Consider the following 22,327-nt stretch of genomic DNA (forward strand, 5'->3'; position numbering starts at 1 on the left):
CGGACTCGCCATCGCGGGAGCTCCGAGCACGGGGCTGAGAGGGCGCTGACTCCGCCGGCAGGGCGGGCCGCTGCGCCGACCGCTGAACCTGTTACCGGGTAATGCCGGCGTAGGGAGTGGATCTCATGACCACGCAGCAACCACGCACGCCCGCGGGCACCTCCGCGGAGAACGACGGCCGCCCCGTCGGCTGGCACAAGGACCACCTCGCAGGGTCCCGGCCCGACGTGCGCGTCCCCGTCCGTCGCGTACACCTCACCAACGGGGAGGAGTTGGCGCTCTACGACTCCTCGGGTCCGTACACCGACCCGGCCGTCGAGACCGACGTGCGCCGGGGCCTCGCGCCCGTCCGGGAGCAGTGGATCGTGGAGCGGGGCGACACCGAGGAGTACACCGGGCGCGCACCGAAACCCGAGGACGACGGCGTACGCCACACCGCGCCCCGCGGCGGGCTCCGCAACCTCGACGCCGTCTTCCCCGGGCGTGCGCGCCGTCCGCGCCGCTCCCGGAGCGGCAGCGCGACCCAACTCGCGTACGCCAGGCGGAATCTGATCACACCGGAGATGGAATTCGCGGCCCTCCGCGAAGGGTGCACGCCGGAGACCGTGCGCCTCGCCCTCGCCGAGGGCCGCGCGGTGCTTCCGGCGAACGTCAACCATCCGGAGTCCGAACCGATGGTGATCGGCCGGGACTTCCTCGTGAAGGTGAACGCGAACATCGGCAACTCGGCCGTCACCTCCTCGATCGAGGAGGAGGTGGAGAAGATGGTCTGGGCGACCCGCTGGGGCGCCGACACCGTGATGGACCTCTCCACCGGCCGCAACATCCACACCACCAGGGAGTGGGTGCTCCGCAACTCCCCCGTCCCGATCGGCACCGTGCCGCTCTACCAGGCGCTGGAGAAGGTCGACGGCCGGGCTGAGGAGCTGAGTTGGGAGGTCTACAGGGACACCGTCGTGGAGCAGTGCGAGCAGGGCGTGGACTACATGACGGTCCACGCCGGCGTGCTCCTGGAGTACGTTCCGCTCACCGCGCGTCGCAAGACCGGGATCGTCTCGCGCGGCGGCTCGATCATGGCCGCCTGGTGCCTCGCCCACCACCGGGAGAGCTTCCTCTACACGCACTTCACCGAGCTCTGCGAACTCCTCGCCGCCTACGACGTCACCTTCTCGCTCGGCGACGGGCTGCGCCCCGGCTCCGTCGCCGACGCCAACGACGCAGCGCAGTTCGCCGAGTTGGAGACGCTCGGCGAGCTCTGCGCCATTGCGGGCGACCACGGTGTGCAGACGATGGTCGAGGGTCCGGGGCACGTACCGATGCACAAGATCAAGGAGAACGTCGACCGCCAGCAGGAGCTCTGCGGCGGCGCCCCGTTCTACACTCTCGGCCCGCTCACCACCGACGTCGCGCCCGGCTGGGACCACTTCACCAGCGGCATCGGCGCCGCGATGATCGGCTGGTGGGGTACCGCGATGCTCTGCTACGTCACGCCGAAGGAGCACCTCGGCCTCCCCGACCGCGACGACGTGCGCACCGGCGTGCTCACCTACAAGATCGCCGCGCACGCCGCCGACGTCGCCAAGGGCCATCCGGGCGCCCAAGCGTGGGACGACGCCCTCTCGGACGCGCGCTTCGAGTTCCGCTGGGAGGACCAGTTCAACCTGTCGCTCGACCCGGAGACGGCACGCGCCTTCCACGACGAGACCCTCCCCGCCGAGCCGGCGAAGACCGCCCACTTCTGCTCGATGTGCGGTCCGAAGTTCTGCTCGATGAAGATCAGCCATGAGATCGGCCAGCGGTTCGGACCCTCGGAGGGGGAGGGGGAAGCCCTCACGGAGGAGCAGATCAGGGCAGGCATGCTGGCGAAATCCCGCGAGTTCGCGGAGTCGGGCCACCGCGTCTACCTGCCGACCGTCGAGTGACCCGCGCCCCCGCCGCACGCGGCCGTGCGGCGGGGGCCCCAACCTCCGTCGTACGGCGACCGGTTGGGACGTCGGCCCGGTGGACGCGGTGAAATTGACCGATCCGTTATCTTTGCGGTCCGCCCGTTCGGTGGCTCGCGAAGGAGCGCGCTCATGGCACACGGCACCGGTTCTGTTCGTAAGCGCCCCGGAAGCATCTGGCTGCGTGAGCCGCGGACCACGCGCCGCAGGGGCGCCATCCGCGGCCGCCGCGCGCCGCTCGACCTGGAGCAGGTGACGGCCGCGGCGGTGCGGCTCCTCGACGCCGACGGGCTCGACGCGTTCTCGATGCGGCGCCTCGCCGGCGAACTGGGCGTCACGGCGATGTCCGTCTACTGGTACGTCGAGTGCAAGGAGGACCTCCTCGAACTCGCCCTGGACGCAGCCTTCGAGGCGCCGGAGGAGGACGCGCCGGGCGAGGAGGCAGCGCACTCGGAGGCCTGGCGCGAGCGGCTCACGCGCCTGGCGCACGCGAGCGCCGTCCGCTACACGGCGCACCCCTGGGTTCCCACTCTCCTCGCGCGCCACCCCGACATCGGCCCGCGCGCCACCGCCCTGCGCCGGCAGGTCCGCGACACGGTGCGCGAGGCCGGGCTCGCCCCCGAGCAGGCCGAAGCGGCGACCCGCGCCCTCCTCTCTTTCGTCCACGGCTACGGCCCCGCCTCGCCGGAAGCGCGCTCCGCACCCCAGGCGCCACCCGCGGAGTTCGACGCCGCGCTGACGTTCCTCCTCGCCGGCGTGGAAACGCTCGCCGCACACGCACCTGCCGGCGAGCACGCGCCCGGCGCACCACCGGAGCCCACGGCAACGGCCCGCGAGGCCGCCCTGCCGGGCGCCCTCGCGGGCCACGGTTGAACGACGACGCGTCAGCCGAAGGGCAACGCTTCCCCCTGCACGGCCTGGATGTCGAGATCCACCTTGAGCGTGGTGCCGATCGCGGCGATACCGGCCGCCACGATCTGGTTGTAGTCCATCTCGAAGTCGCCGCGCCGCAGTTCGGCCTCCGCGCGGAACGCCGCACGCACGCCGCCCCACGGGTCCGGGCCCTTGCCGAGGTAGGTCAGCGCGAGGTCGACAGGCCGTGCCACCCCGTGGAGGTCGAGGGTGCCGTGGACCGTCCACCGGTCGGCCCCCGCGGGCTGCGGGTTGCCTCCCGAGTACCGGATCTCGGGAAAGCGCTCGACGTCGAGGAAGTCGGACGAGCGCAGGTGGTCGTCGCGCATGCTGTTGCCCGTGTCGATGCTGGCCGCCTTGATGTACGCCTCGACGGTCGACTCCTCGGCCCGCTCGCCGACGACGATGCGCCCGCCGAATTCGGTGAACCTGCCGTGCACGCTGGTCATCCCGAGGTGCTGCGCTGCCGTGCCGACCATCGAGTGCATCGGGTCGATCGACCACGGCCCGGGCGGCGGCAGCTCCGTCCCGCCCTGCCGCGCCATCGTCAACGCACCGAGGTCGGCGCGGCCGGAAGCCGTCACCATCGCGGTGGTGGCGACGGGTGCGTACCCCGGCGCCGTTGCGATCACCGTGTACGCGCCCGGCGCCAGTTCGGCCTCCGCCGCGACGACGCCGTCCTCCCCCGCCTCGGCGCGCAGCACCTGCGCGCCCGTCATGTCGGTGACGGTCAGCACGGCGTGCTGCACGGCCCACCCGTCCCGGGTCTTGACCTGCGCCCGTACGCCTGCCATGTTCAGCTCCTTCTCGCATACGTGGGCCCCGGCCCACCGTGGCGGCGGGCCGTCCCCTGCCCGTCTGTGCCGCCGCGGTGGCCGGGGCCCTGTTCCCCGAGCCCGCAGGGGGCGCACACGCTCCGCTCGACTCGTGTGCGCCCGGGCCCGGGTGCCGGTGCGGCTGAGCGTCGGCTCAGCCGCCGCTCACTCGTCCGGGTGGTGCAGCTCGACGTCGTAACCCTCGACGCCCTGCCCCTGGACGAGCAGTGCGTTGGCGACCGGCGGGTACCCGCTCGCGATCACCGTGTACTCGCCCGCGTCGAGGTCGGTGAAGGCGTACACGCCGTCCGCCCCCGTCGTCGAGGTCCCGACGACGTTCCCCGCCGCGTCGACGAGGGTGACCCGGGCGTCGCCGAGCGGCCTGCGGTCGGTACCGGCACGCACGGTCCCCTGGACCTGCGCACCGGCCGAGAGCTCGACCTCCATCCGCGTCACGCCCTGCCCGTGGACCTCGACCGGAGTCGCGGTCGGCCGGAAGCCGGGCGCGTTGACGGCCACGGTGAAGACCGGCACCGTCGACTCCCCGCCGCTGCCGACGAGTTCGTCGAACCGGAACTGGCCTTCGGCGCCGGTCTGCCCCGAGGCGACGACCTCGCCCCGCGCATCGGTGACGACGACCGTCGCCTCCGCGAGGGGGGTCTTCTCCCCGGCGTCGCGGACCACGCCCGCGAGGCCGCTGGTGCCCGAGAGCAGCAGGTCGTGGCCGAGCGGTTGCTCCCCGACCGTGACCGTCGACGCCTGCGGCTGGTGGCCGTCGGCCGCCGCGATGAGCACGTACGCGCCCGCCTCGGGAGCGTCGAGCCGGTAGGTGCCGTCGCCGTGCGCCGTCGCCCGGCCCAACTGCCGTCCGCTCGGCGAGATCAGCGTCACGGCGGCGCCGGCGATGCCGGTGCCGTCCCCGGTGCGCACGGTGCCCTGGATGGCGATCCCCGGCACCGTCGCCTCGGCCGCCGTCGGCAGCGGCGCGGTGGACGCGAGGCCGGACGGCGCGGCCGCGGCCTGGGCCGGAGCGGTCTCCGCCGCCACGGCCGCCGGCACCTGCTGCTCGACCTCCTCGGACGGCAGCTCGGTGTCACCGGTCGCGTCCTGCTCGAGCGCGGACTTGGTCTTCAACGGCACCTCCTTGACGAAGAGCACCAGCAGCAGCGCGACGAACGCCAGCGGGCTCGCGTAGAGGTAAACATCGCCGATGCCGTGCCCGTAGGCGTTCTCGATCACGCCGCGGATCGGTCCGGGCAGCTCGTCCAGGTTCGGGATCGCGCTGCCGTTGCCGCCGGTCGCACCGCCGGCGTTGTCGATGCCGAGCTTCGCCATCCCTTCCTCGACGTAGTGCGTGATCCGGTGCGAGAGCACCGCGCCGAGCACCGAGACGCCGACCGCACCACCGAGCGAACGGAAGAAGTTCACCATCGAACTGGCGGCACCCAGATCGTTCGGGTCCACCTGGTTCTGGGTGGCGAGCACCAGGTTCTGCATCATGCTGCCGACGCCGAGGCCGAGCAGCGCCATGAAGATCGCCATGTGCCAGTACTCGGTGTCGGCACGCAGGGAGCCGAGCAGCCCGAGGGCCGCGGTCATCAGGACGCCGCCCGAGCACAGCCACACCTTCCACCGACCGGTGTGCGAGATGACCCGCCCGGAGATCGTGGTGGACAGGAAGAGCCCGCCGATCATCGGGATCGTCATGACACCGGCCATCGTCGGCGACTTGCCCTTGGCCAGCTGGAAGTACTGGCTCAGGTAGACGGTCGCGCCGAACATCGCGATACCCACGAAGAGCGAGGCCAGCGACGTCAGCGTGATGGTGCTGTTGCGGAAGAGGCGCAGCGGCATGATCGGCTCGCGGACCTTCGACTCGACGAGCACGAAGAGCAGTCCGAGCACGAGCGAGCCGCCGACCATCGTGTAGGTCTGCCAGGAGGCCCAGTCGTACTTGTCACCGGCGAAGGTGACCCAGACCAGCAGCAGCGAGACCGCCGCGGCGACGAGGAAGGCACCGAACCAGTCGACCTTCACGTCCCGCTTGACGACGGGCAGCTTCAGCGTCTTCTGCAGCGTCACGAGGGCGATCACGGCGAACGGGATGCCCGCGTAGAAGCACCAGCGCCAGCCGAGGAAGTCCGCGTCGGTGATGACGCCACCGAGCAGCGGGCCGCCGACGGTGGAGACGGCGAAGACGGCGCCGATGTAGCCCATGTACTTGCCGCGCTCACGCGGCGAGATCAGGGCTCCTATCACGATCTGCACCAGGGCGGTGATACCGCCCATTCCTATGCCCTGCACAGCTCGGGACGCGATGAGCATCCCGGGGTTCTGTGCGAGACCGGCGCTCGCGGAGGCGAGGACGAAGATCACGATCGCGGTCTGGATCAGGATCTTCTTGCTCGTCAGGTCGGCGAGCTTGCCCCAGAGCGGGGTGGTCGCCGTCATGGTGAGCAGTGAGGCGGTGACGACCCAGGTGTACGAGCTCTGTCCGCCGCCGAGATCGCTGACGATCCGCGGCATCGCGTTGGCGACGATCGTGGACGACAGGATCGCGACGAACATCGCGAGCAGCAGCCCGGAGAACGCCTCCATGATCTGGCGGTGCGTCATGCGCGGAGCGTCGCCCGAGGCGGAGCGCGCGCCCTGCGCGTGCTTGGCTCCTCCGCCTCCGGCATCGGCCCCCTGCGGGACGCCCTGCCCGACCGGAGGCCGGACGTCAGTCTCCGCGGCCGGAGACTGGGGACGGGTGGTGGCCATGCGCCTTCCTTACTTGAGCAGTACTCAGAGTCGTTCTTGCGTTGCGTCTGTCTCGGCGACTGCATGAGCTGTCGCTCGTGCGCCGTGGGCGCGGCAGTCCCCGAAGCTCGCGCGGAGGCGAGCGAAGAGGGTGACGAGTTGGGCGACGTCGTCGTCGGTCCAGTCGTGCAGGTAGGTCTGGAGCACCTCGGCCGTGCGCGCACTCATTTCCGTCAGCAGTTCCTGGCCCGCCGGGCTGACCCGCAGCAGCCGGGAGCGCCCGTCCTGCGGGTCGGGATACCGCTCGATCCAGCCGCGCTCCGCCACGTGGGCCACGTGGCGGCTGGTCACCGAGAGGTCGATCCCCATGAGCTCCGCGAGTCTGCTCAGTCGCATCTCCCCGAACTTGCCGAGGAGCGCGAGGACGGCGGCGGAACCCGGGGCGCAATCCCCCGGCAGGTGGCGTGCCAATTCGCGCTTGACGGTACCGATGGCGCTGAGTTGCCTGGCCAGCTCCTCGAACTGACTGCGATCAGCCATCGAGCACCTCATACTTTTGTTGCTTAGGGCAACCATAGACACTGTTGATTGCTGCAGGCAAGTTGATATCGGGCATGCGCGGCAAACAATCGTCAAAGCCTGGGTGTGCCGGGCACCAAGTGCCGGTTGCGGAGAGAGCCGGGACCGGGGCTGTGCCGGGCCTCACAGGGTTCGCTATCGTCCTGCCCCATGGCTCACAACCCCCAAGCACCGCAGGGCCCCGAGGGGCAGCCCGACCCTGCCGGCAACACTCAGATGTTCCGCGCCTTCGTGGACGAGGCCGGACCGCAGCGCCAGACCCCGGCGCAGACCTCCTCGGGTCCCAGGGTCGGCCTGATCGTCGGCGTCGTCGCCGTGATCGTGGTGCTCGCCGCCGCCGGCTGGCTCGCCTTTTCCTGAGGCCCGTCCGCGCCTCGCCGGAGGCGCGACCGACCGTCCGACCGACGCCCAGGGGACGCGGCACCACCCTGTGGCGCATACCCGACACCCGGCGAAGCGAGCCCGGCTCAGCGGGCACGAGCCGCGCAGTCAAGGAGCCGCCGGAGCGGACTCATCCCGCTCCGGCGGCTCCGCCGCCTTCCGCCTCGGGCGCTACTCGGCGCCCGCGACGCTTTCGTCGCCGATCTGGCCCGAAGGCCGTCGGTCCCGTGGTGCGTATCCCCCGTGGCACTCTTTCCTCCGCACGTCGTCCCCGCTGCTCACTCCTCGGCGATCAGACCCTCCCGCAGCTGCGCGAGCGTGCGGGTCAGCAGGCGTGAGACGTGCATCTGGGAGATGCCGACCTCCTCGCCGATCTGCGACTGGGTCATGTTGCCGAAGAAGCGGAGCATGATGATCTGCCGCTCCCTGGGCGGGAGTTTGGCGAGCAGCGGCTTGAGCGACTCGCGGTACTCCACGCCCTCGAGCGCCGTGTCCTCGTAGCCGAGGCGGTCCGCGAGCGAGCCCTCGCCGCCGTCCTCCTCCAGCGAGGGGGAGTCGAGGGAGGAGGCGGTGTACGCGTTGCCGACGGCGAGGCCGTCGACGACGTCCTCCTCCGAGACGCCGAGGCAGGTCGCGAGCTCGGTGACGGTGGGGGAGCGGTCGAGGGTCTGGGAGAGCTCGTCGCTCGCCTTGGTGAGGGCGAGACGGAGCTCCTGGAGCCGTCGCGGCACCCGGACCGACCAGGAGGTGTCGCGGAAGAACCGCTTGATCTCCCCGACCACGGTCGGCATCGCGAATGTCGGGAACTCGACGCCGCGTTCGCAGTCGAAGCGGTCGATCGCCTTGATCAGGCCGATCGTGCCGACCTGGACGATGTCCTCCATCGGCTCGTTGCGGCTGCGGAAGCGCGCGGCCGCGTACCGCACCAGCGGGAGGTTCAGCTCGATGAGGGTGTCACGCACATAGGTCCGCTCGGCCGAGGAGGCCGGACGGCCCGACTCCGTCGCGCGGTCGAGCGCGGCGAGCCGGAGGAAGAGCGAGCGCGAGAGGGTGCGGGTGTCGAGCGCGCCGTCGACGGCGCCCTCGGTCGGTGCGGGGACCTCGGCAGCTTCGGCGGTCCCTGTGGGCTCCGGGAGAAGCCCTGGCGACTCCGGAGCTCCCGGAAGCGTCTCCGCAGCAGTGTTTCCGGTGAGCACCTTCGAGCTGCCCAGTTGTACGGACATGCCACCCCCTTGAGGTCGCGGACGGTTCGCAGCGGCGCCCTCGGCGAGGGAGGCACCTCCCCCTCCATACCGGGCGCGCAGCAGCGGCAAACGCAGCTCTTGCAGAATGTCACAAGTCAGCAACGCGACGTAGCCTCATATCGATAAAACTGCACTGCTGAGGATGGCGCAAGGTGGACAGGGTGGCTTGAACTGATGGCTTGTCGAACTGTTTCCGCAACCGTGCGCAACGAGTTGAGGCCGCGTCAGCCGACCCTCACGCCTCGATGGGGTTGGCGGCCCGCAGTCGCGCGAAGCTCCTGGAGAGCAGTCGCGAGACGTGCATCTGGGAGACGCCCAACTCGGCGCTGATCTGCGACTGCGTCAGGTTCCGGTAGTAGCGCAGCAGCAGGATGCGCTGCTCCCGCTCGGGCAGTTGGACGAGCAGGTGGCGTACGAGGTCGCGGTGCTCCACGCCGTCGAGTTCGGGGTCCTCGTAGCCGAGCCGGTCGAGGAGGCCCGGCATCCCGTCGTCGCGCTCCTGGGCCGCCTCCAGGGAGGTGGCGCGGTAGGCGCGGCCCGCCTCGATGCAGGCGAGCACCTCCTCCTCCGTGATCTTCAGGCGCTCGGCGATCTCGGCTGTCGTCGGGGAGCGCCCGTAGAGCGTGGTGAGGTCCTCCGTCGCGCCGCTGACCTGGACCCACAGCTCGTGGAGGCGTCGCGGTACGTGCACGGTGCGCACGTTGTCGCGGAAGTACCGGCGGATCTCGCCGACGATCGTCGGCATGGCGAAGGTCGGGAACTGTACTCCGCGTGACGCGTCGAAGCGGTCGATCGCGTTGATCAAGCCGATCGTGCCGACCTGGACGACGTCCTCCATCGGTTCGTTTCGGCTCCGGAAGCGCGCCGCCACGTACCGCACAAGGGGGAGGTTCGCCTCGATCAGGGCTGCACGCACCCGTCCGTGCTCCGCCGATCCGGGCTGCTGGCGCCCGAGTTGGTCGAAGAGGGACTGGGTGAGTGCCCGGGTGCGCGCCGCGCGCTCCTTCTGCGCGTCCTGGGTGCGTCCGCTGCCTTCCGCCTCGCTCTTCGGCGGGGTGCTGTGCGCCGGGTCGCGGGTGGCGGGAGGCTGGGGCGCGCGTCTTCTGTGCGCCTCGGGTGCGGGCTCGGGGTCCGCTTGCTCGGGCGGAGGTTCCGTCTCCGTCGAAGCCTGGGGGAGCGTCTGGGCCCCGTCCACTCAGCCACCACCCCTTCGCGATGCCGGGTTCCGTGCCGTCTGGGAGTGGATCGTTCCTCCACCCAAAGCGGTCATAGCATCACAAGACATGCGCACCGTGTGCAAGCACCGTATAACACCGTGTTGCTTGCTAGTTGGGGCAAATCGCTCAGTTCAAGTTGGCTGAAAAGAGGGGGTGTCGCTGAGGGCGGTGAGGGGCGAGGGGTGCAGGAAGGACACAGGCTGTGGACGGGAAGCGCTCGACGGGCGGGCGTCGGGCGTCAGTTGACGAGCTCCGTCATGAACTGGCCGACCGCCTGTGCTGCGTCGGATATCCCCTCGAAGCCGATCAGGACCAGGTCCGCGGCGCGCTCGGGGGAGGCGATGATCGTGTAGAGGACGAAGACGATCAGCAGGTACAGCGCGATCTTCTTTGCTTGCACCATCGTCCGGCCTCTCCCCCGGCGTGCGCGTACTGCTTCGCGCCCTGCCCCTGTGCAGGCGTGCGAGTCTATCCGGCAGGCGCCGTCCGTGATCGAGGTTCACGGCAGCCCGCGATGGACCAAAGGCCCGACGATCAGGGTCTTTTGACCGTGACCGGAGCATGTCCGGAAATGCACACTCGGGGTCGGGCGGCCGCGGAACGGCAGGAACGTTCGCCCGCCCAGGACGCGCCGTGTCCTCGGCGCCGAGAGCGTGGTACCCCCGGCCGCGCCCGGCCGGCGGCGTCGTCCCGGGGGAGGCGGAGCGCTCCCCGCGGCCCGCTTCCCCCGCCCGCCATGAGCCGCCTCCGCGCGGGCGCGACGCGTCAGGCGAGGATGACCGTCTTCCCCCGGGCGTCCCCGGCCTTGCTCCGGGCCACTGCGTCGGGTGCCTGGTCGAGGGGCACCTCGGTGGTGATCGGGACGATCACGCGTCCGCTGTCGATCTCGGCGGCGAGCTTCTCCAGAACCTCCGGTGTCGAGGTGTGCGCGAAGTTGATCGCCTCGACCGTGCGGGCGTAGACGGCGTCCTTGTCCGCGGCGCGGAGCGTGCTCAGCGCGACGCCGCCGTTGCGGACGAGCTCGGCGTGGGAGCCGAACTCCTCGGGGCCCGAGGCGAGGTCGACGAGGGCGTCGACCCCGTCCGGGTACTCGTCGCGGACCCGCTCGGCGAGCGGGTGCTCCTGGACGTCGATCGCGAGGGCGGCGCCGTACGTGCCCATGCGCCGCTGGTCGTGGCCCCGCGTCGCGGCGAGGACGCGCAGGTCGTGGGCGGCTGCGAGCTGGGTGAGGAAGGTGCCCACGCCGCCGGCGGCCCCGACCACGAGGAGGCTCTCGTACTCGCGGAGGCCGGCGGCGTCGATGATCTCCAGTGCGGTCATGCCCGCGGTCGGCGCTCCCGCAGAGGTAGCGAGGGGGACCGAGTCGGGCGCCTTCGCGATCGGTGCGTCCTGCGGTACGACGACGTACTCCGCGTACGTCCCGGAGCCCACGGGGGAGCTCAGCCGCTGCCCGTACACGGCGTCCTCGACGGCGAAGCGCGTCACCCCCGGCCCCGCCTCCTCGACGCGGCCGGCGAAGTCCACGCCCATGATCAACGGGAACTCGTGCGGAACGGTGCCGTCGAGCATGCCGTCGGCGATGCGCCAGTCGAGCGGGTTGAGGCCGGCCGCCTCCACCTTGACCAGGACCTCGTTGCGGCCGGGGGCCGGTCGGGGTGCGTCGATCAGTTGGGGCGGTGCCTTCAGCTCCGCCACGGCCACAGCTCGCATCAGGCTGCTCCTCGCTCCCCCCGCCGGAAGTACGGGTCCGCACACGGCGGCTGGACCAACGTACGACGACGCCCACGCCGCCGCAGTGCGCGCGCGGCCTTACGGGTACTCGCCGCCGCCCGTCCGGGCTCTCGCCGAGTCCGGTGCGCCCGAACCGGCAGACGGGGGACGGCCGTTGGCGCCGCACGGGGGACGACGGGACGGCCGTCCGCCCTCCGTCCTCCGTTTCGCGCCCCGTGGGCGCGGTTACCCGGAACGATGTGCCCGACGGCATCCCCCTGCACGCGAGGAGCACCCATGGACACCAGCGCACTCCTTCTCGACGGCTACGAGCGCATCCGCGAGGAGGTGCACGAGGTCCTCGACGGCCTCACCGAGGAGGAGCTCAACGCGCGCCTGGACAGCGGGGCCAACTCGATCGCCTGGCTCGTCTGGCACCTCACCCGCGTCCAGGACGACCACCTCGCCGAAGCCGCCGGCCACGAACAGGTGTGGACGAGCGAGGCGTTCGACGACCGCTTCGCTCTCGACCTCCCCGCCGGCTCCACCGGCTTCGGCCACTCGTCACGCGACGTCGCGAAGGTCCACCTCGCCGGACCCTCGCTCCTCCGCGACTACTACGACGCGGTCCACGCCCGCACCACGGCCTTCCTCCAGGGCCTCGACGACGCCTCCCTCGACCGCGTCGTCGACGAGTCCTGGGACCCGCCGACCACACTCGGCGTCCGCCTCGTCAGCGTCCTCGGCGACGACCTCGAGCACGCGGGCCAGGCCGCCTACGTCAAGGGCGTGCTCCGACGCCGCTGAGCGCGGGACGCCGGGGCCGCGCGGGCGAGTTCCGCGCCGCTCCGCGTCCTGGCCCCTGCGGAGCCGAACGTGAGGGCGCGGGGCCGCCAGTGCTATCGGGAGACGCTCAGGAGAGCCAGGGCCAAGAGGAACAGCACCAGTGCGCTGCCTCCCGCCTTTGCCGTGACGGAGCTGCCGAGGCGGCGGCGGTGCGGTCGTACGCGGGAGCCGTTGCTGCGGTAGTGCCCGCGTACGTGCGTCGTCGGGCCGGTGGAGCGCCGAGCGGGAGCCGGGTGGGATCGGAGAACCGAGCGGGCCGGCGGGACGCCGGCAGGACGGCTGCGGCGGGTGTGCGGGCGGACGTAACTTCCGTTCTTGCGGTAGTGACCGCGAACCTGTGCCAACGGGACTCCTCGGTGATCATCGGGCGGGACGCGTCAAACCGGACGCATCCCATGACGGTAGCCAAGGGGTCTGACAACGACGGCAGTTAGCGCTTGCCGGACGACGCCCGGGGCGCGGCGCCGGGGCGTGAAAGTGCAAGGCTGAGGTGGCATCAGGCGTGGACGGCGGTCGGCCGGTCCCCGGGGCACGACGAAGGGCCGGACCCCGCGGGGTCCGGCCCTTCATTCACCTGCGGTAGCGGTGGGATTTGAACCCACGGAGAGTTTCCCCTCACTCGCTTTCGAGGCGAGCTCCTTCGGCCGCTCGGACACGCTACCGAGAGGAACTCTAGCCCACACCCCCCGCTGCGTCGAAATCCGTACCGGGGGCGGTCCCATGAGGTGTGCCACGTCCCGGAGCAGGCGACTGGGCGGCGTCGCGGAAGAAGGACGTGAGGACGGTGGCGCACTCCTCGGCGAGGACGCCGGGCACCACCTCGGGGCGGTGGTTGAGCCGGCGGTCGCGTACGACGTCCCAGAGCGAGCCGGCGGCTCCGGCCTTCGGGTCGGCGGCGCCGTAGACGACGCGGTCGACCCGGGCGAGGACGGCGGCGCCCGCGCACATGGTGCAGGGCTCGAGGGTGGCGACGAGGGTGCAGCCGGTGAGTCGCCAGTCCGGGGGCGTGCGGCGGTCGTTGAGGAGCGCGGAGCCCGAGCGGAGGGCGAGGAGTTCGGCGTGCGCCGTCGGATCACCCGTCGCCTCGCGGGTGTTGTGGCCACGGGCGAGGACGGTGCCGTCGCGGTCGAGGAGGACGGCCCCGATCGGTACGTCGCCACCGGCGGGGGCGCGCACGGCCTCGGCCAGCGCCAGGCGCATGGAGGCGCGCCAGGGGTCGCGGACCGGGTCGGTGTGCTCGCTCTCCATGCGGACAGTCTCTCCCCGCGCGAGGAGAGGGCTCCCGCGCGGGGCCCCGTTCAGCGGACGGATTCCAGGACGTCGGTGGCGCCGAGGGCTTCGGCGACCTCGCTCAGGGCGTCCTGGGGGGTGAGCGAGAAGAGTTCGGCGGCCTCCAGGCCGAGGTCCGCGAGGAGTTGCGCGTCCCCGAGCGGCCCGGACGGCGCGGTGTCCTCCTCCGCCTCGCCCTCCGGGGCTTCCTCGGTCGCTTCGCGATCGGGTTCGCCTTCCTCCGTGCCGTCGAGGTCGACGAGCTGGTCGAGCGCGGCGAGGTCCTCGGGTTCGCGTCCGAGGAGCTCGTCGGAGAGGAGGACCTCCCCGTAGGAGCTGCGCATCGCGGCCGCCCCGTCCGAGACGTAGACGCGCGGATCGTCCTCGCCGTCGACGCGGACGAGTCCGAACCACACCCCTTCCTGCTCGATGCAGACCAGCACGGTCTCGTCGTCGGTTGCGGCCTCCCGGGCCAGGTCGGCCAGATCGGCCAGGGTCTCCACATCGTCGAGCTCTGTGTCGCTCGCTTCCCACCCGTCTTCGGTGCGCGCGAGCAGTGCGGCGAAATACACCGTGACTCTCCCACTTGTTCCAGACGTGCCCGAGTGATGACGGGGTCCGCGCCCCGCCCCAACCGGAATCGTGGCAGATACCGGCGGCCCGGGGAGAGTCTTCGGTAGTGCGTCGGGCAGCTCTTTGGCACGTCTTTGGCGCGAACTCGCTGGTACGCAACTCACCGTGAGGGCAGCGCGTTCCGGTGTGACGCCGTGTGACGTCCCGTTGCGGGGCCCGTTCGGCTCAGTGCGGTGCGCTCACCAACGGAAGGTGCGCATCCGCATCGCTTCGCGCATCCGTGCCGCGCGTGCCCGCCGCGGTTGGACGCGGTTGCGGAGCTCCTTCGCCTCGTTCAGCTCTCGGAGAAACCGGGCGCGGCGACGCAGCCTCTCGCTGTCCGCGTCGAAGCGCTCGTCGCTGCGGGAGTCCTGCCCGCGCGCGGGCGGTTCGGGCTTCTTCGGCTCTGGCATACGCACACCTCCGGGCGTACTCGGGTCCTTCCCCCGATCCGGGGCAGTACGCCAGTGCGAGTGGCGGCGGCCCGTCACGGTACGGTCGAGCCATGCGGACCCACGTCGTCGACCACCCGCTGGTGGCCCACAAACTCACCACGCTGCGCGACGAGCGCACCGACTCCCCCACCTTCCGCAGGCTCGCGGACGAGCTGGTGACACTCCTCGCCTACGAGGCGACGAGGGACGTCCGCGTCGAGGAGGTCGGCGTCCGCACTCCGGTCACGGAGACGGTCGGCGTGCGGCTCTCGCACCCGCGCCCGCTGGTGGTCCCGATCATCCGCGCCGGGCTCGGGATGCTCGAGGGCATGGTCCGCCTCCTGCCCACGGCGGAGGTCGGCTTCCTCGGCATGATCCGCGACGAGGAGACCCTCCAGGCGTCGACCTACGCGAACCGGATGCCCGACGACCTCTCCGGCCGCCAGGTCTACGTGCTCGACCCGATGCTGGCGACCGGCGGCACCCTCGTCGCCGGGATCCGCGAGCTGATCCGCCGCGGTGCGGACGACGTCACCGCGATCTGCCTGCTCGCCGCGCCCGAGGGCGTCGAGGTGATGGAGCGCGAGCTGGCGGGGACGCCGGTCACCGTCGTCACCGCCTCCGTCGACGAGCACCTCAACGAGCAGGGGTTCATCGTTCCCGGCCTCGGTGACGCCGGGGACCGGATGTACGGGACCGTCGCCTGACGCCATGCGCCGCGCCGCTCAGCAGCGCGGTGAGGCGGAGGCGGTGGGCCCGGCACCGCTGAGCGCGGCGAGGGCGTCCTTCGCGTCCTTCTGCGGCGTCAGCTTCTTGAAGCCGTCGCCGAGTACCAGGTCGACCTCGTCGCCGTCGCGGTCGTCGTACTTGGTGTCGGCGCCCTCGAGCTGCGTGCCGAGGACCTCGAGCCGCGTGGTGTTCTCCGCGCCCGGGGCGGCGAGCAGGACACCCTCCGCCTTCACCTTCTTGTCGAGGCTCGCGGGCGCGTTGCCCACCTTGCCGACCTTGAAGCCGCGCTTCTCCAACTCGTCGGCGGTGGAACGGGCGAGCCCGCTGCGCTCGGTGGCGTTGAGAACGTTGACGGTGATCGACTTCGGCTTCGGCGCCGCCGCGCCCTTCCCCGGCGGAGCGGCGGGGGCGGCGGAGGAAGGGGCGCCGTTCTTCGCGGCGGCCGGCGTCGCACAGGCCCGCGAGTCGGAGTCGGAGGCCGAGGCCGGAGTGCCGTCGCCGGAGAAGACGTCGACGAGCTGGAGCGTCCCCCACCCCAGCAGTCCGGCGGCAGCCAACCCCGCGACGGTGCCGAGGACCAGCCTGCGGCGCCCACGCGGCCGGCGCATACGCGGATAGCGGTCGCCCTTGATGCGGTACTTCCCGCCCATGCCTGGGGGAGTGAGCATGCTCATATGCAGAGCGTAGTGCCGAAGACCGCGCCTGCGTACTAGATGATCAATGGCCGGAGCGCGCCGTCCCCGAAAGGCTCAACGGCGGTGCGCCGCACGGGGGTTGTGCGGTGGCCGGACTCAGTCGAGTTCGAGGACGCGGGCGTGGAGCACCTGGCGTTGCTGCAGCGCTGCCCGGACGGCCCGGTGGAGCCCGTCCTCCAGGTAGAGGTCGCCCTGCCACTTCACGACGTGCGCGAAGAGGTCGCCGTAGAAGGTGGAGTCCTCCGCGAGGAGGGTCTCCAGATCGAGCTGGCCCTTGGTGGTGACGAGCTGATCCAGGCGCACCGGGCGTGGGGCGACGTCCGCCCACTGCCGGGTGCTCTCCCGGCCGTGGTCGGGGTACGGCCGTCCGTTTCCGACTCGCTTGAAGATCACACGGAAAGCCTACCGGGCCGCGAGCGGGGGATGCAGCCTCGCGGTCGGAGTGGAACCCTCGCAAAACAGCAGTGAACGGACGGCCGTTCACCTCCGGGCGGGAAGGGGGTGACACGGGGTGCGGGTGTGCATGCGGAGCGCTCGGTCCCGGCTTGCTCCGTAGGCGTCGCGTCGGAACGGGAACGGTGGAGGTGAGCAAGGGCGTTGGTAGCGTGTGACGTCCGCCCGTGGCTGCGGTGGACATGCCGTCTCGCCGCATCCCTGATCAGGAGCACTCCGTGGTTGATCTCGCCCTCGGTCCCAGCTGGCTGGACCCGGACTATCTGATCCAGCAGTTCGGGCTGATCGGGATTCTGACGATCGTCTTCGCCGAATCCGGCCTGTTGATCGGCTTCTTCCTCCCGGGTGACTCGCTGCTCTTCACCACGGGGCTGCTCGTCGCCACCGACCAGTACCTCCACTTCCCGCTCTGGCTCGTGTGCCTGCTGATCGTCGTCGCGGCGGTCGTCGGCGACCAGGTCGGCTACCTCTTCGGACGGAAGGTCGGGCCCGCGCTCTTCAAGCGACCCGACTCGAAGCTCTTCAAGCAGGAGAACGTCGAGAAGGCGCACGTCTTCTTCGAGAAGCACGGCCCCAAGTCGCTGGTGCTCGCGCGGTTCGTGCCGGTCGTGCGGACCTTCACGCCGATCATCGCCGGTGTGAGCCGGATGCGGTACCGCTCCTTCGTCATCTTCAACATCATCGGCGGTGTGCTCTGGGGGGCGGGCGTGACGCTCCTCGGGGCGGCGCTCGGGCAGATCGAGGCGGTGCGGGAGAACATCGAGCTGATGCTCGTCGGCATCGTGCTGCTCTCGATCCTGCCGATCGTCATCGAGTACCTGCGCGCGCGCAAGGCCGGCAAGAAGGAGGCGTCAGCGGTGCCGACCGTCGATGCCGTCGAGGGCGCCGCGCCCCTGCCGCAGGAGGCCGGCGGCGCCCCGGCCGAGCCGCCTCCGCCGCACCGCAACGGGCGCGGGCGGCACGCGCGGCGCTGACGACGCAGGAGAACGCTTCGGGCCCCGGCAGCTGCCGGGGCCCGAAGCGTGTGCGACGGATCAGCGTTCGGCCGGCTCCGGTTCGGGGGCCGGGAGGGCGTCGTGCGAGCCGGTGGCCTCGGCACTCGTGGGGAGCACCTTGGCGAGCCAGTGCGAGCGCCCTGCCATGAGCGGTGCGACGATCGCGAGGATGAGGACGTACCCGGCGATGAACGGCGAGAGCCGGTCGTCGAGCCCGGCCGACGCGGCCATGGTCGCGAGGATCAGGGCGAACTCGCCGCGGGCGAGCAGGGTGGTGGCGACGTTCGCCGCCTGCTGACGACCGAAGCCGTACAGACGTCCGGCGACGAGGCCGGCGAGGACGTTCATGACGACGGTGAGCGCCACCGCGACGAGCACGGGCCAGACGACGCTCGGGAGGTCGCCCGGGTCGATGGAGAGCCCGAAGCCGAAGAAGAAGATCGCGGCGAAGGCGTCGCGCAGCGGGTGGACGAGCTCCCTGATGCGTTCCCCGGAGGCCGTATTGCCCAGCATCAGGCCGACCATGAAGGCGCCGATCGCGTCGGCGACCCCGAACTCCTCGGCGATCCCCGCGACGAGGACGGCGGCGCCGAGGAAGGAGATCACCAGCAACTCGTTGTCCTTGATGGCGAAGACGCGGCCGACGATCCGGGTGCCGAACCGCGCGAGGAGCGCCAGTACGAGGAGGAAGGCGAACGCCTTGCCGATCTGGAGCGAGGCGGCGGCGAGGTCGTCGGCGCCGGAGAGGACCGGCTGGAGGGCTGCGAGGTAGAGCGCGAGGAAGATGTCCTCGACGACGATGATGCCGAGGATCGGCTTGGTCTCCCCGTTGCCGATGCGGCCGAGGTCGACGAGCGTCTTCGTCACGATCGCCGAGGAGGAGATGCCGAGCACTCCCGCGAGGACGAGCGCCTCGGAGGTGCCCCAGCCGAGGAGGAAGCCGAAGGCGAGACCGGCGCCGACGTTGAGCGCGAGGTAGAGGCCCCCGGCAGCGGCCATCTTCCTGCCGCCGTTCTTGAGGTCGTCCATGTGGAACTCGAGACCCAGGTAGAACAGCAGCAGCACGAGGCCGAGCGCGGAGAGCATCTCCAGGTCGTGCGGGTCGTCGAGGAGGACGAAGCCGGGGGTGTTGGAGCCCAGGAGGATGCCGGCGAGGATGAAGAGCGGGATGGTGGGCAGGCCGATGCGGTTGCCGAGCCGCGCGAGGATCGCGGCGGCGACGAACGCTCCGCCCATGGCGATCAACGTGTCTGCGTGTCCCATGGGTTACCACTCCCTCTCGGCGGCGAAGCGACGTCGGTTGTCGGGGGCTGGGGCTGTAGGGGGGTGCGGCGGCAAGCGGATGTCTCCTCCGGGCGCTTCCAGGGGACGTGGAAGAACGGTTAGGTCAAGGGGATATCAAAGAAACGTTAATAGTTAGTTTACCAAAGCAGTACCTGCGTGGACGGCAGTGCGGGACGAATCACAACAAGCCGGCCGCCCAGGGGAGTTGGCGCACGGCGAGGACGGGCGTACAGGTAAAGAACCGGTGGGGTGCGCCGTTTGATTCCGGATTGCTGAATGACGCTTATGGGTGCTTTGCGTCGAGAGGGTCGAGAGTGTCCGACCCGCTCCGGTTCACCAGCCGGTCAGCAGCAGGTGGTTGAGGAGGAGCGCCAGCGCGGCCTGGGCGGCGAGCCAGCTCCGGTTGCGGTGGAGCGCGGCGCAGGCCGCGGGGAGCCAGACCATGAACGGCAGCCAGATGCGCTCCGTCTCGCCCTTGCTCATGCCCGAGGCGTCGGCGAGGAGGAGTGCGACGAGGAGCGCGGCGACCAGGAGCGTTGCGCGGTCGGCGCCGCGCGTGCGACGGGCGCGGAGCCTCGTCGCCGCGCGGGGTGCGCGCGCCAGAAGCCTCCGTACGCCCGCCGCCGCGGCCGGCCCGGTGGCGAGGACGGTGCACGCGAGATTGGCCCAGACCCAGTAGGCGTACGGGCGGGTGGCCGCGACGCCCTGGTAGTAGCGGGCCGTCAAGAGGTGGTACGCCTCCCACCAGTTGAACCCGCAGAGCGCGAAGGGCAGTGCCACGGCGCAGACCCCGGCGAGCGCGGGCGCGAGCGGCCGCGCGGAGCGTGCCAGGAGGAGCACCGCGAGCGCGGGGAGGGCGAAGAGGACGAGTCCGTATGAAAGATGGCAGAGGATGCCGAAAAGGATGCCCGAGGCTGCGGCCGTGAGGCGCGGCCTCCGAGTGCTGCCCGTGGCGGCGCGGGCCAGGAGGGCGAGCGCCCAGGCGCCGACGGCGGCGAAGTACCCGTCGGCCGAGACGCCGATCCACACGGCGGCCGGCGTGAGGACGAGGAAGGGCGCCGCGCGGCGGGCGAGCGCGTCGCTGCCGAGGGTGCGGAGGGTGCAGAGGACGGCGGCCGCGGCGGAACTCCCCACGGTGAGGCACCAGGCGGCGGCCCAGACCCCTCCGCCGAGCCCGATCCTGTCGAGGCCGACGAAGGTGAGGACGGCGCCCGGCGGGTGGCCGGCGATGTGGGCGGGCCAGTGGTCGACCGAGTCGATGAGGATGTGGTCGGTGAAGGTGCGCAGGGCCGGGAGAAGAGGGTCGAACCTGTCGGTGCCGAGGAGGTACTCGTGGCGCTGGAGGAGGCGCCCGGCCACGCCCCGCTGCCAGCCGTCGACGAGCGCGAGCGACCAGCACCACGCCGCGGAGGCCGCCCATACCGCCAACGGCAGGGCGCGCGGCCCGAGTCGGTCGGCGAGCGGCGGCCCGTAGGCGACGACGGCCGCCGCGACGAGGAGGGCGGCAGGGGTCCCCGGGCCGACGTGGGGCAGCCACTCGGCATAGAGCGGGGGCGCGTCGACGTAGAGGATCTGGCCGTGGCGCTGGATCTCGGCGCCGATGAGGGCCGCGGCGAGTACGAGGGCGGCGGCCGCTGCGACGGCGTACAGGTCGCGTGCGCCCGGGCGTGGGCGTGGGGGCGAGGTGCGCCGCGGTTGCGGGCGCTGGTCCGGGGGCGTCGTTCCTGTGGTGGTCATCTGCGGTGGGCCTCACGGGCCTCGGAGCGGGCGGGCATCGCGGTTCGGCCGGTTCAGGTGCGGCGCAGCGCGGTGAACGCACGGCCCGAGGCAGTCCACTGCTCGACGGCCGACCAGTCGGCTGCGCCTGCGTACGCATGGAGCGCACGGGGCCCGACGCGCGCCCAGGGGAAGGGCGTTCCGCAGCCGCCGCGGCCGTCGTCGAAGCGGACCAGCACGCGCTCGTCGACCTCGACGGTGGCCGTCTCCACCAGCAGCAGACCGCCGGGCGCCACGAGGCAGGCGAGGCGGGCGAGGAGCGCGGCGGCGTCGCCCGAGATACCGATGTTGCCGTCGAGGAGGAGGCCGGTGCGCCAACTCCCCTCGTACGGCAGGGAGTCGAAGACGGAGCGGTGCAGCGCGTGGGCGCCGCGGCCGGAGGCGTGGGCGACGGCTGCCTCGTTGACGTCGATGCCGAGCGCGTACGTCCCGGACGTCGAGAGGGCGCGCGCGAGGCGGCCGGGGCCGCAGCCGACGTCGAGGACGGGCCCCTCGCAGCGGCGGAGTGCACTGAGGTCCGCGGGGTCGGGGACGCCGCACCAGCGCTCGACCTCCAGCGGGAGGAGCCAGCCGTCGGAGCGTCTGAGGTAGAGGGGGCCCGTGCCGGTGCGCAGCGCGGTGGCGTAGGGGTCGGCGCTCCACGGGTGCGTCGTCGTGGGCGGGGCCGTGGTGCTCATCGGGCCGTGCCCTGGGGGGTGTTGAGGCGCGCGAGGGTGCGGGCGAAGCGGCTGTGCGGGGACTGGGTCGCGACGAAGCGCGCGTCGGCTGCGGTGTCGACGTCCCGCAGCAGGGGGAGGCGGCCGGTGCGCAGCTCGGACTCGGCGAGCCGGCGCAGTTGTTCGGCACCGGTGTGCGGGCTCGACATGGGGACGCCGAGCAGCAGGGCCGGGTCCGGGCGTGCGAGGCCGAGCGCCCAGAAGCCGCCGTCGAGCGCCGGTCCGAACCACGCGTCGTGCTGGCGCCAGGCGTCGTCGCTGAGGGCGGGGGCGAGGAGGGGCGCGGTGAGTTGCGGGGTGTCCATGCCGATCAGCAGCGCGGGCCCGGTGCAGGAGGCGAAGGCGGCGGCGATGCGTTCGTCGAGTCGGCCCTCGGACTGCGGGACGACGTCGAACAGCGGCTGGGACGGCGGGCGTTCGCTCCGGGGGGCGGGGATGCCGGGCCAGCGTCCCGGCTCTCCTTCGAGGACGAGGACGCGTCGGCGGGCGGGGACCGCGAGCGCGATGCGGAGGGTGTCGACGAGAGCGGCTCGGGCGAGCACGGCGGCCTGCTCGGGTGTGAACGGCGGGGTGAGGCGGGTCTTGACGCGGCCGGGCACGGGCTCCTTGGCGAGGACGAGGAGCGTGGTGGGGCCCGAAGGGGGAGCGTCGGGGAGGGGGTGCGCCGGCTGCGGGTCGGTCATGGGGTCGTCCTGTCCTCCGAGGTGGGGAACCGGTCGCGAGGGGCGTGCGCGGTGCGCGCCGGCGCGGGTTCGCGGAGGACGGCGCGCATGTCGCGGACGGCGTGCCAGGTGCCGCGCCAGGTGCCGGTGACCTTCGAGGCGCCGGTGCGCGGGAGGTAGGGGACGGCGCGTTCGGTGACGCGCCAGCCGGCGTCGGCGGCGCGTACCACCATCTGGAGGGGGTAACCGTTCCGCCGGTCCGTGAGGCCGAGGTCCTCCAGCGCCGTGCGGCGGGCCGCGCGCATCGGGCCGA

The 22,327-nt window shown here is 71.7% G+C and carries 22 protein-coding genes, 1 tRNA gene and 1 pseudogene; 6 read left to right on the forward strand and 18 right to left on the reverse strand.

Translation table 11 applies throughout. The features are described from left to right. Positions 1-125: 125 nt before the first annotated feature. On the forward strand, positions 126-1,922 hold the full coding sequence (gene thiC, locus UWG_RS0106175) for a phosphomethylpyrimidine synthase ThiC (protein WP_016906330.1): 1,797 nt from the start codon (positions 126-128) through the stop codon (positions 1,920-1,922). Between the two features lie 153 nt (positions 1,923-2,075). Further along, on the forward strand, positions 2,076-2,816 hold the full coding sequence (locus UWG_RS0106180) for a TetR/AcrR family transcriptional regulator (RefSeq protein ID WP_016906331.1): 741 nt from the start codon (positions 2,076-2,078) through the stop codon (positions 2,814-2,816). Positions 2,817-2,827: 11 nt separating this feature from the next. Here the strand turns inward: UWG_RS0106180 and UWG_RS0106185 are convergent, their stop codons facing one another. The 3 genes from UWG_RS0106185 to UWG_RS0106195 all read right to left on the reverse strand — a co-directional run bounded on the left by UWG_RS0106185 (position 2,828) and on the right by UWG_RS0106195 (position 6,952). Further along, on the reverse strand, positions 2,828-3,649 hold the full coding sequence (locus UWG_RS0106185; protein ID WP_016906332.1) for a YceI family protein: 822 nt from the start codon (positions 3,647-3,649) through the stop codon (positions 2,828-2,830). Positions 3,650-3,835: 186 nt separating this feature from the next. Then, entirely contained in the window at positions 3,836-6,286 is a 2,451-nt protein-coding gene (locus UWG_RS0106190) for an MFS transporter (RefSeq protein ID WP_474772997.1), read from the reverse strand. Between the two features lie 171 nt (positions 6,287-6,457). Beyond that, positions 6,458-6,952, reverse strand: coding sequence for a MarR family winged helix-turn-helix transcriptional regulator (locus tag UWG_RS0106195; protein ID WP_016906334.1), 495 nt, complete (start codon positions 6,950-6,952; stop codon positions 6,458-6,460). Between the two features lie 189 nt (positions 6,953-7,141). Between UWG_RS0106195 and UWG_RS0106200 the strand changes: the two genes are divergently transcribed. Next, a complete protein-coding gene (locus UWG_RS0106200) occupies positions 7,142-7,351 on the forward strand; it encodes a hypothetical protein (protein WP_019547792.1) in 210 nt (69 codons plus the stop codon). A gap of 299 nt (positions 7,352-7,650) precedes the next feature. Here UWG_RS0106200 and UWG_RS0106205 read toward each other — a convergent pair whose 3' ends face one another. From UWG_RS0106205 to UWG_RS0106220, 4 genes are all read right to left on the reverse strand, one after another. Next, a complete protein-coding gene (locus UWG_RS0106205; RefSeq protein ID WP_016906336.1) occupies positions 7,651-8,595 on the reverse strand; it encodes an RNA polymerase sigma factor SigF in 945 nt (314 codons plus the stop codon). A 256-nt stretch (positions 8,596-8,851) separates the two neighbouring features. Then, the gene (locus tag UWG_RS0106210) at positions 8,852-9,811 is read right to left on the reverse strand and encodes an RNA polymerase sigma factor SigF (RefSeq protein WP_016906337.1); all 960 of its coding nucleotides are present in this window, start codon (positions 9,809-9,811) and stop codon (positions 8,852-8,854) included. 260 nt (positions 9,812-10,071) lie between these two features. Next, positions 10,072-10,236, reverse strand: a complete 165-nt coding sequence (locus UWG_RS33335; RefSeq protein ID WP_016906338.1) for a hypothetical protein — start codon at positions 10,234-10,236, stop codon at positions 10,072-10,074. Positions 10,237-10,598: 362 nt separating this feature from the next. Next, positions 10,599-11,543: an NADP-dependent oxidoreductase gene (locus UWG_RS0106220; protein WP_029391213.1), complete on the reverse strand. Its 945-nt coding sequence runs from the start codon at positions 11,541-11,543 to the stop codon at positions 10,599-10,601. A 297-nt stretch (positions 11,544-11,840) separates the two neighbouring features. Here UWG_RS0106220 and UWG_RS0106225 point away from each other — a divergent pair, with 297 nt between their 5' ends. After that, the gene (locus tag UWG_RS0106225) at positions 11,841-12,350 is read left to right on the forward strand and encodes a mycothiol transferase (RefSeq protein ID WP_016906340.1); all 510 of its coding nucleotides are present in this window, start codon (positions 11,841-11,843) and stop codon (positions 12,348-12,350) included. Between the two features lie 616 nt (positions 12,351-12,966). Here the strand turns inward: UWG_RS0106225 and UWG_RS0106230 are convergent. The 4 genes from UWG_RS0106230 to UWG_RS0106245 form a co-directional block, all read right to left on the reverse strand. Beyond that, positions 12,967-13,051 (reverse strand) — tRNA-Ser (locus tag UWG_RS0106230). Positions 13,052-13,061: 10 nt separating this feature from the next. Then, positions 13,062-13,637 carry a tRNA adenosine(34) deaminase TadA gene (gene tadA, locus UWG_RS0106235; protein ID WP_016906341.1) on the reverse strand — a complete coding sequence of 192 codons (576 nt, stop codon included), beginning with the start codon at positions 13,635-13,637 and terminating at the stop codon, positions 13,062-13,064. Between the two features lie 50 nt (positions 13,638-13,687). Then, on the reverse strand, positions 13,688-14,230 hold the full coding sequence (locus tag UWG_RS0106240; RefSeq protein WP_016906342.1) for a tRNA adenosine deaminase-associated protein: 543 nt from the start codon (positions 14,228-14,230) through the stop codon (positions 13,688-13,690). 240 nt (positions 14,231-14,470) lie between these two features. Then, positions 14,471-14,683, reverse strand: a complete 213-nt coding sequence (locus tag UWG_RS0106245; protein WP_016906343.1) for a hypothetical protein — start codon at positions 14,681-14,683, stop codon at positions 14,471-14,473. Positions 14,684-14,775: 92 nt separating this feature from the next. On the opposite strand from UWG_RS0106245, the gene upp reads away from it, so the two are divergent. Continuing rightward, positions 14,776-15,411 (forward strand): uracil phosphoribosyltransferase, encoded by a 636-nt coding sequence (upp, locus tag UWG_RS0106250; RefSeq protein WP_016906344.1) that lies wholly within the window; start codon positions 14,776-14,778, stop codon positions 15,409-15,411. 18 nt (positions 15,412-15,429) lie between these two features. On the opposite strand, the gene UWG_RS0106255 is transcribed toward upp, so the two are convergent. Then, complete coding sequence (locus UWG_RS0106255; RefSeq protein WP_157838538.1) at positions 15,430-16,107, reverse strand: LytR C-terminal domain-containing protein; 678 nt, start codon at positions 16,105-16,107, stop codon at positions 15,430-15,432. A 117-nt stretch (positions 16,108-16,224) separates the two neighbouring features. After that, entirely contained in the window at positions 16,225-16,521 is a 297-nt protein-coding gene (locus UWG_RS0106260) for a type II toxin-antitoxin system VapB family antitoxin (RefSeq protein WP_016906346.1), read from the reverse strand. Positions 16,522-16,799: 278 nt separating this feature from the next. On the opposite strand from UWG_RS0106260, the gene UWG_RS0106265 reads away from it, so the two are divergent. Then, a complete protein-coding gene (locus UWG_RS0106265; RefSeq protein ID WP_016906347.1) occupies positions 16,800-17,555 on the forward strand; it encodes a DedA family protein in 756 nt (251 codons plus the stop codon). A gap of 60 nt (positions 17,556-17,615) precedes the next feature. On the opposite strand, the gene UWG_RS0106270 is transcribed toward UWG_RS0106265, so the two are convergent. The 5 genes and pseudogenes from UWG_RS0106270 to UWG_RS0106290 form a co-directional block, all read right to left on the reverse strand. Continuing rightward, complete coding sequence (locus UWG_RS0106270; RefSeq protein WP_029391214.1) at positions 17,616-18,812, reverse strand: cation:proton antiporter; 1,197 nt, start codon at positions 18,810-18,812, stop codon at positions 17,616-17,618. 381 nt (positions 18,813-19,193) lie between these two features. Next, positions 19,194-20,597 (reverse strand): hypothetical protein, encoded by a 1,404-nt coding sequence (locus tag UWG_RS0106275; protein WP_016906349.1) that lies wholly within the window; start codon positions 20,595-20,597, stop codon positions 19,194-19,196. A gap of 53 nt (positions 20,598-20,650) precedes the next feature. Next, positions 20,651-21,313, reverse strand: coding sequence for a methyltransferase domain-containing protein (locus UWG_RS0106280; protein ID WP_016906350.1), 663 nt, complete (start codon positions 21,311-21,313; stop codon positions 20,651-20,653). Then, positions 21,310-22,035, reverse strand: coding sequence for a TIGR04282 family arsenosugar biosynthesis glycosyltransferase (locus tag UWG_RS0106285; RefSeq protein WP_016906351.1), 726 nt, complete (start codon positions 22,033-22,035; stop codon positions 21,310-21,312). The genes UWG_RS0106280 and UWG_RS0106285 overlap by 4 nt, the downstream gene beginning before the upstream one ends. After that, positions 22,032-22,327 (reverse strand): annotated as a pseudogene (locus tag UWG_RS0106290) (glycosyltransferase); the annotation flags it as partial. The pseudogene UWG_RS0106290 and the gene UWG_RS0106285, both read right to left, overlap by 4 nt.

The organism is Streptomyces xiaopingdaonensis, from assembly GCF_000262345.1.
In the GTDB taxonomy this organism is placed as follows: Bacteria; Actinomycetota; Actinomycetes; order Streptomycetales; family Streptomycetaceae; genus Streptomyces; species Streptomyces xiaopingdaonensis.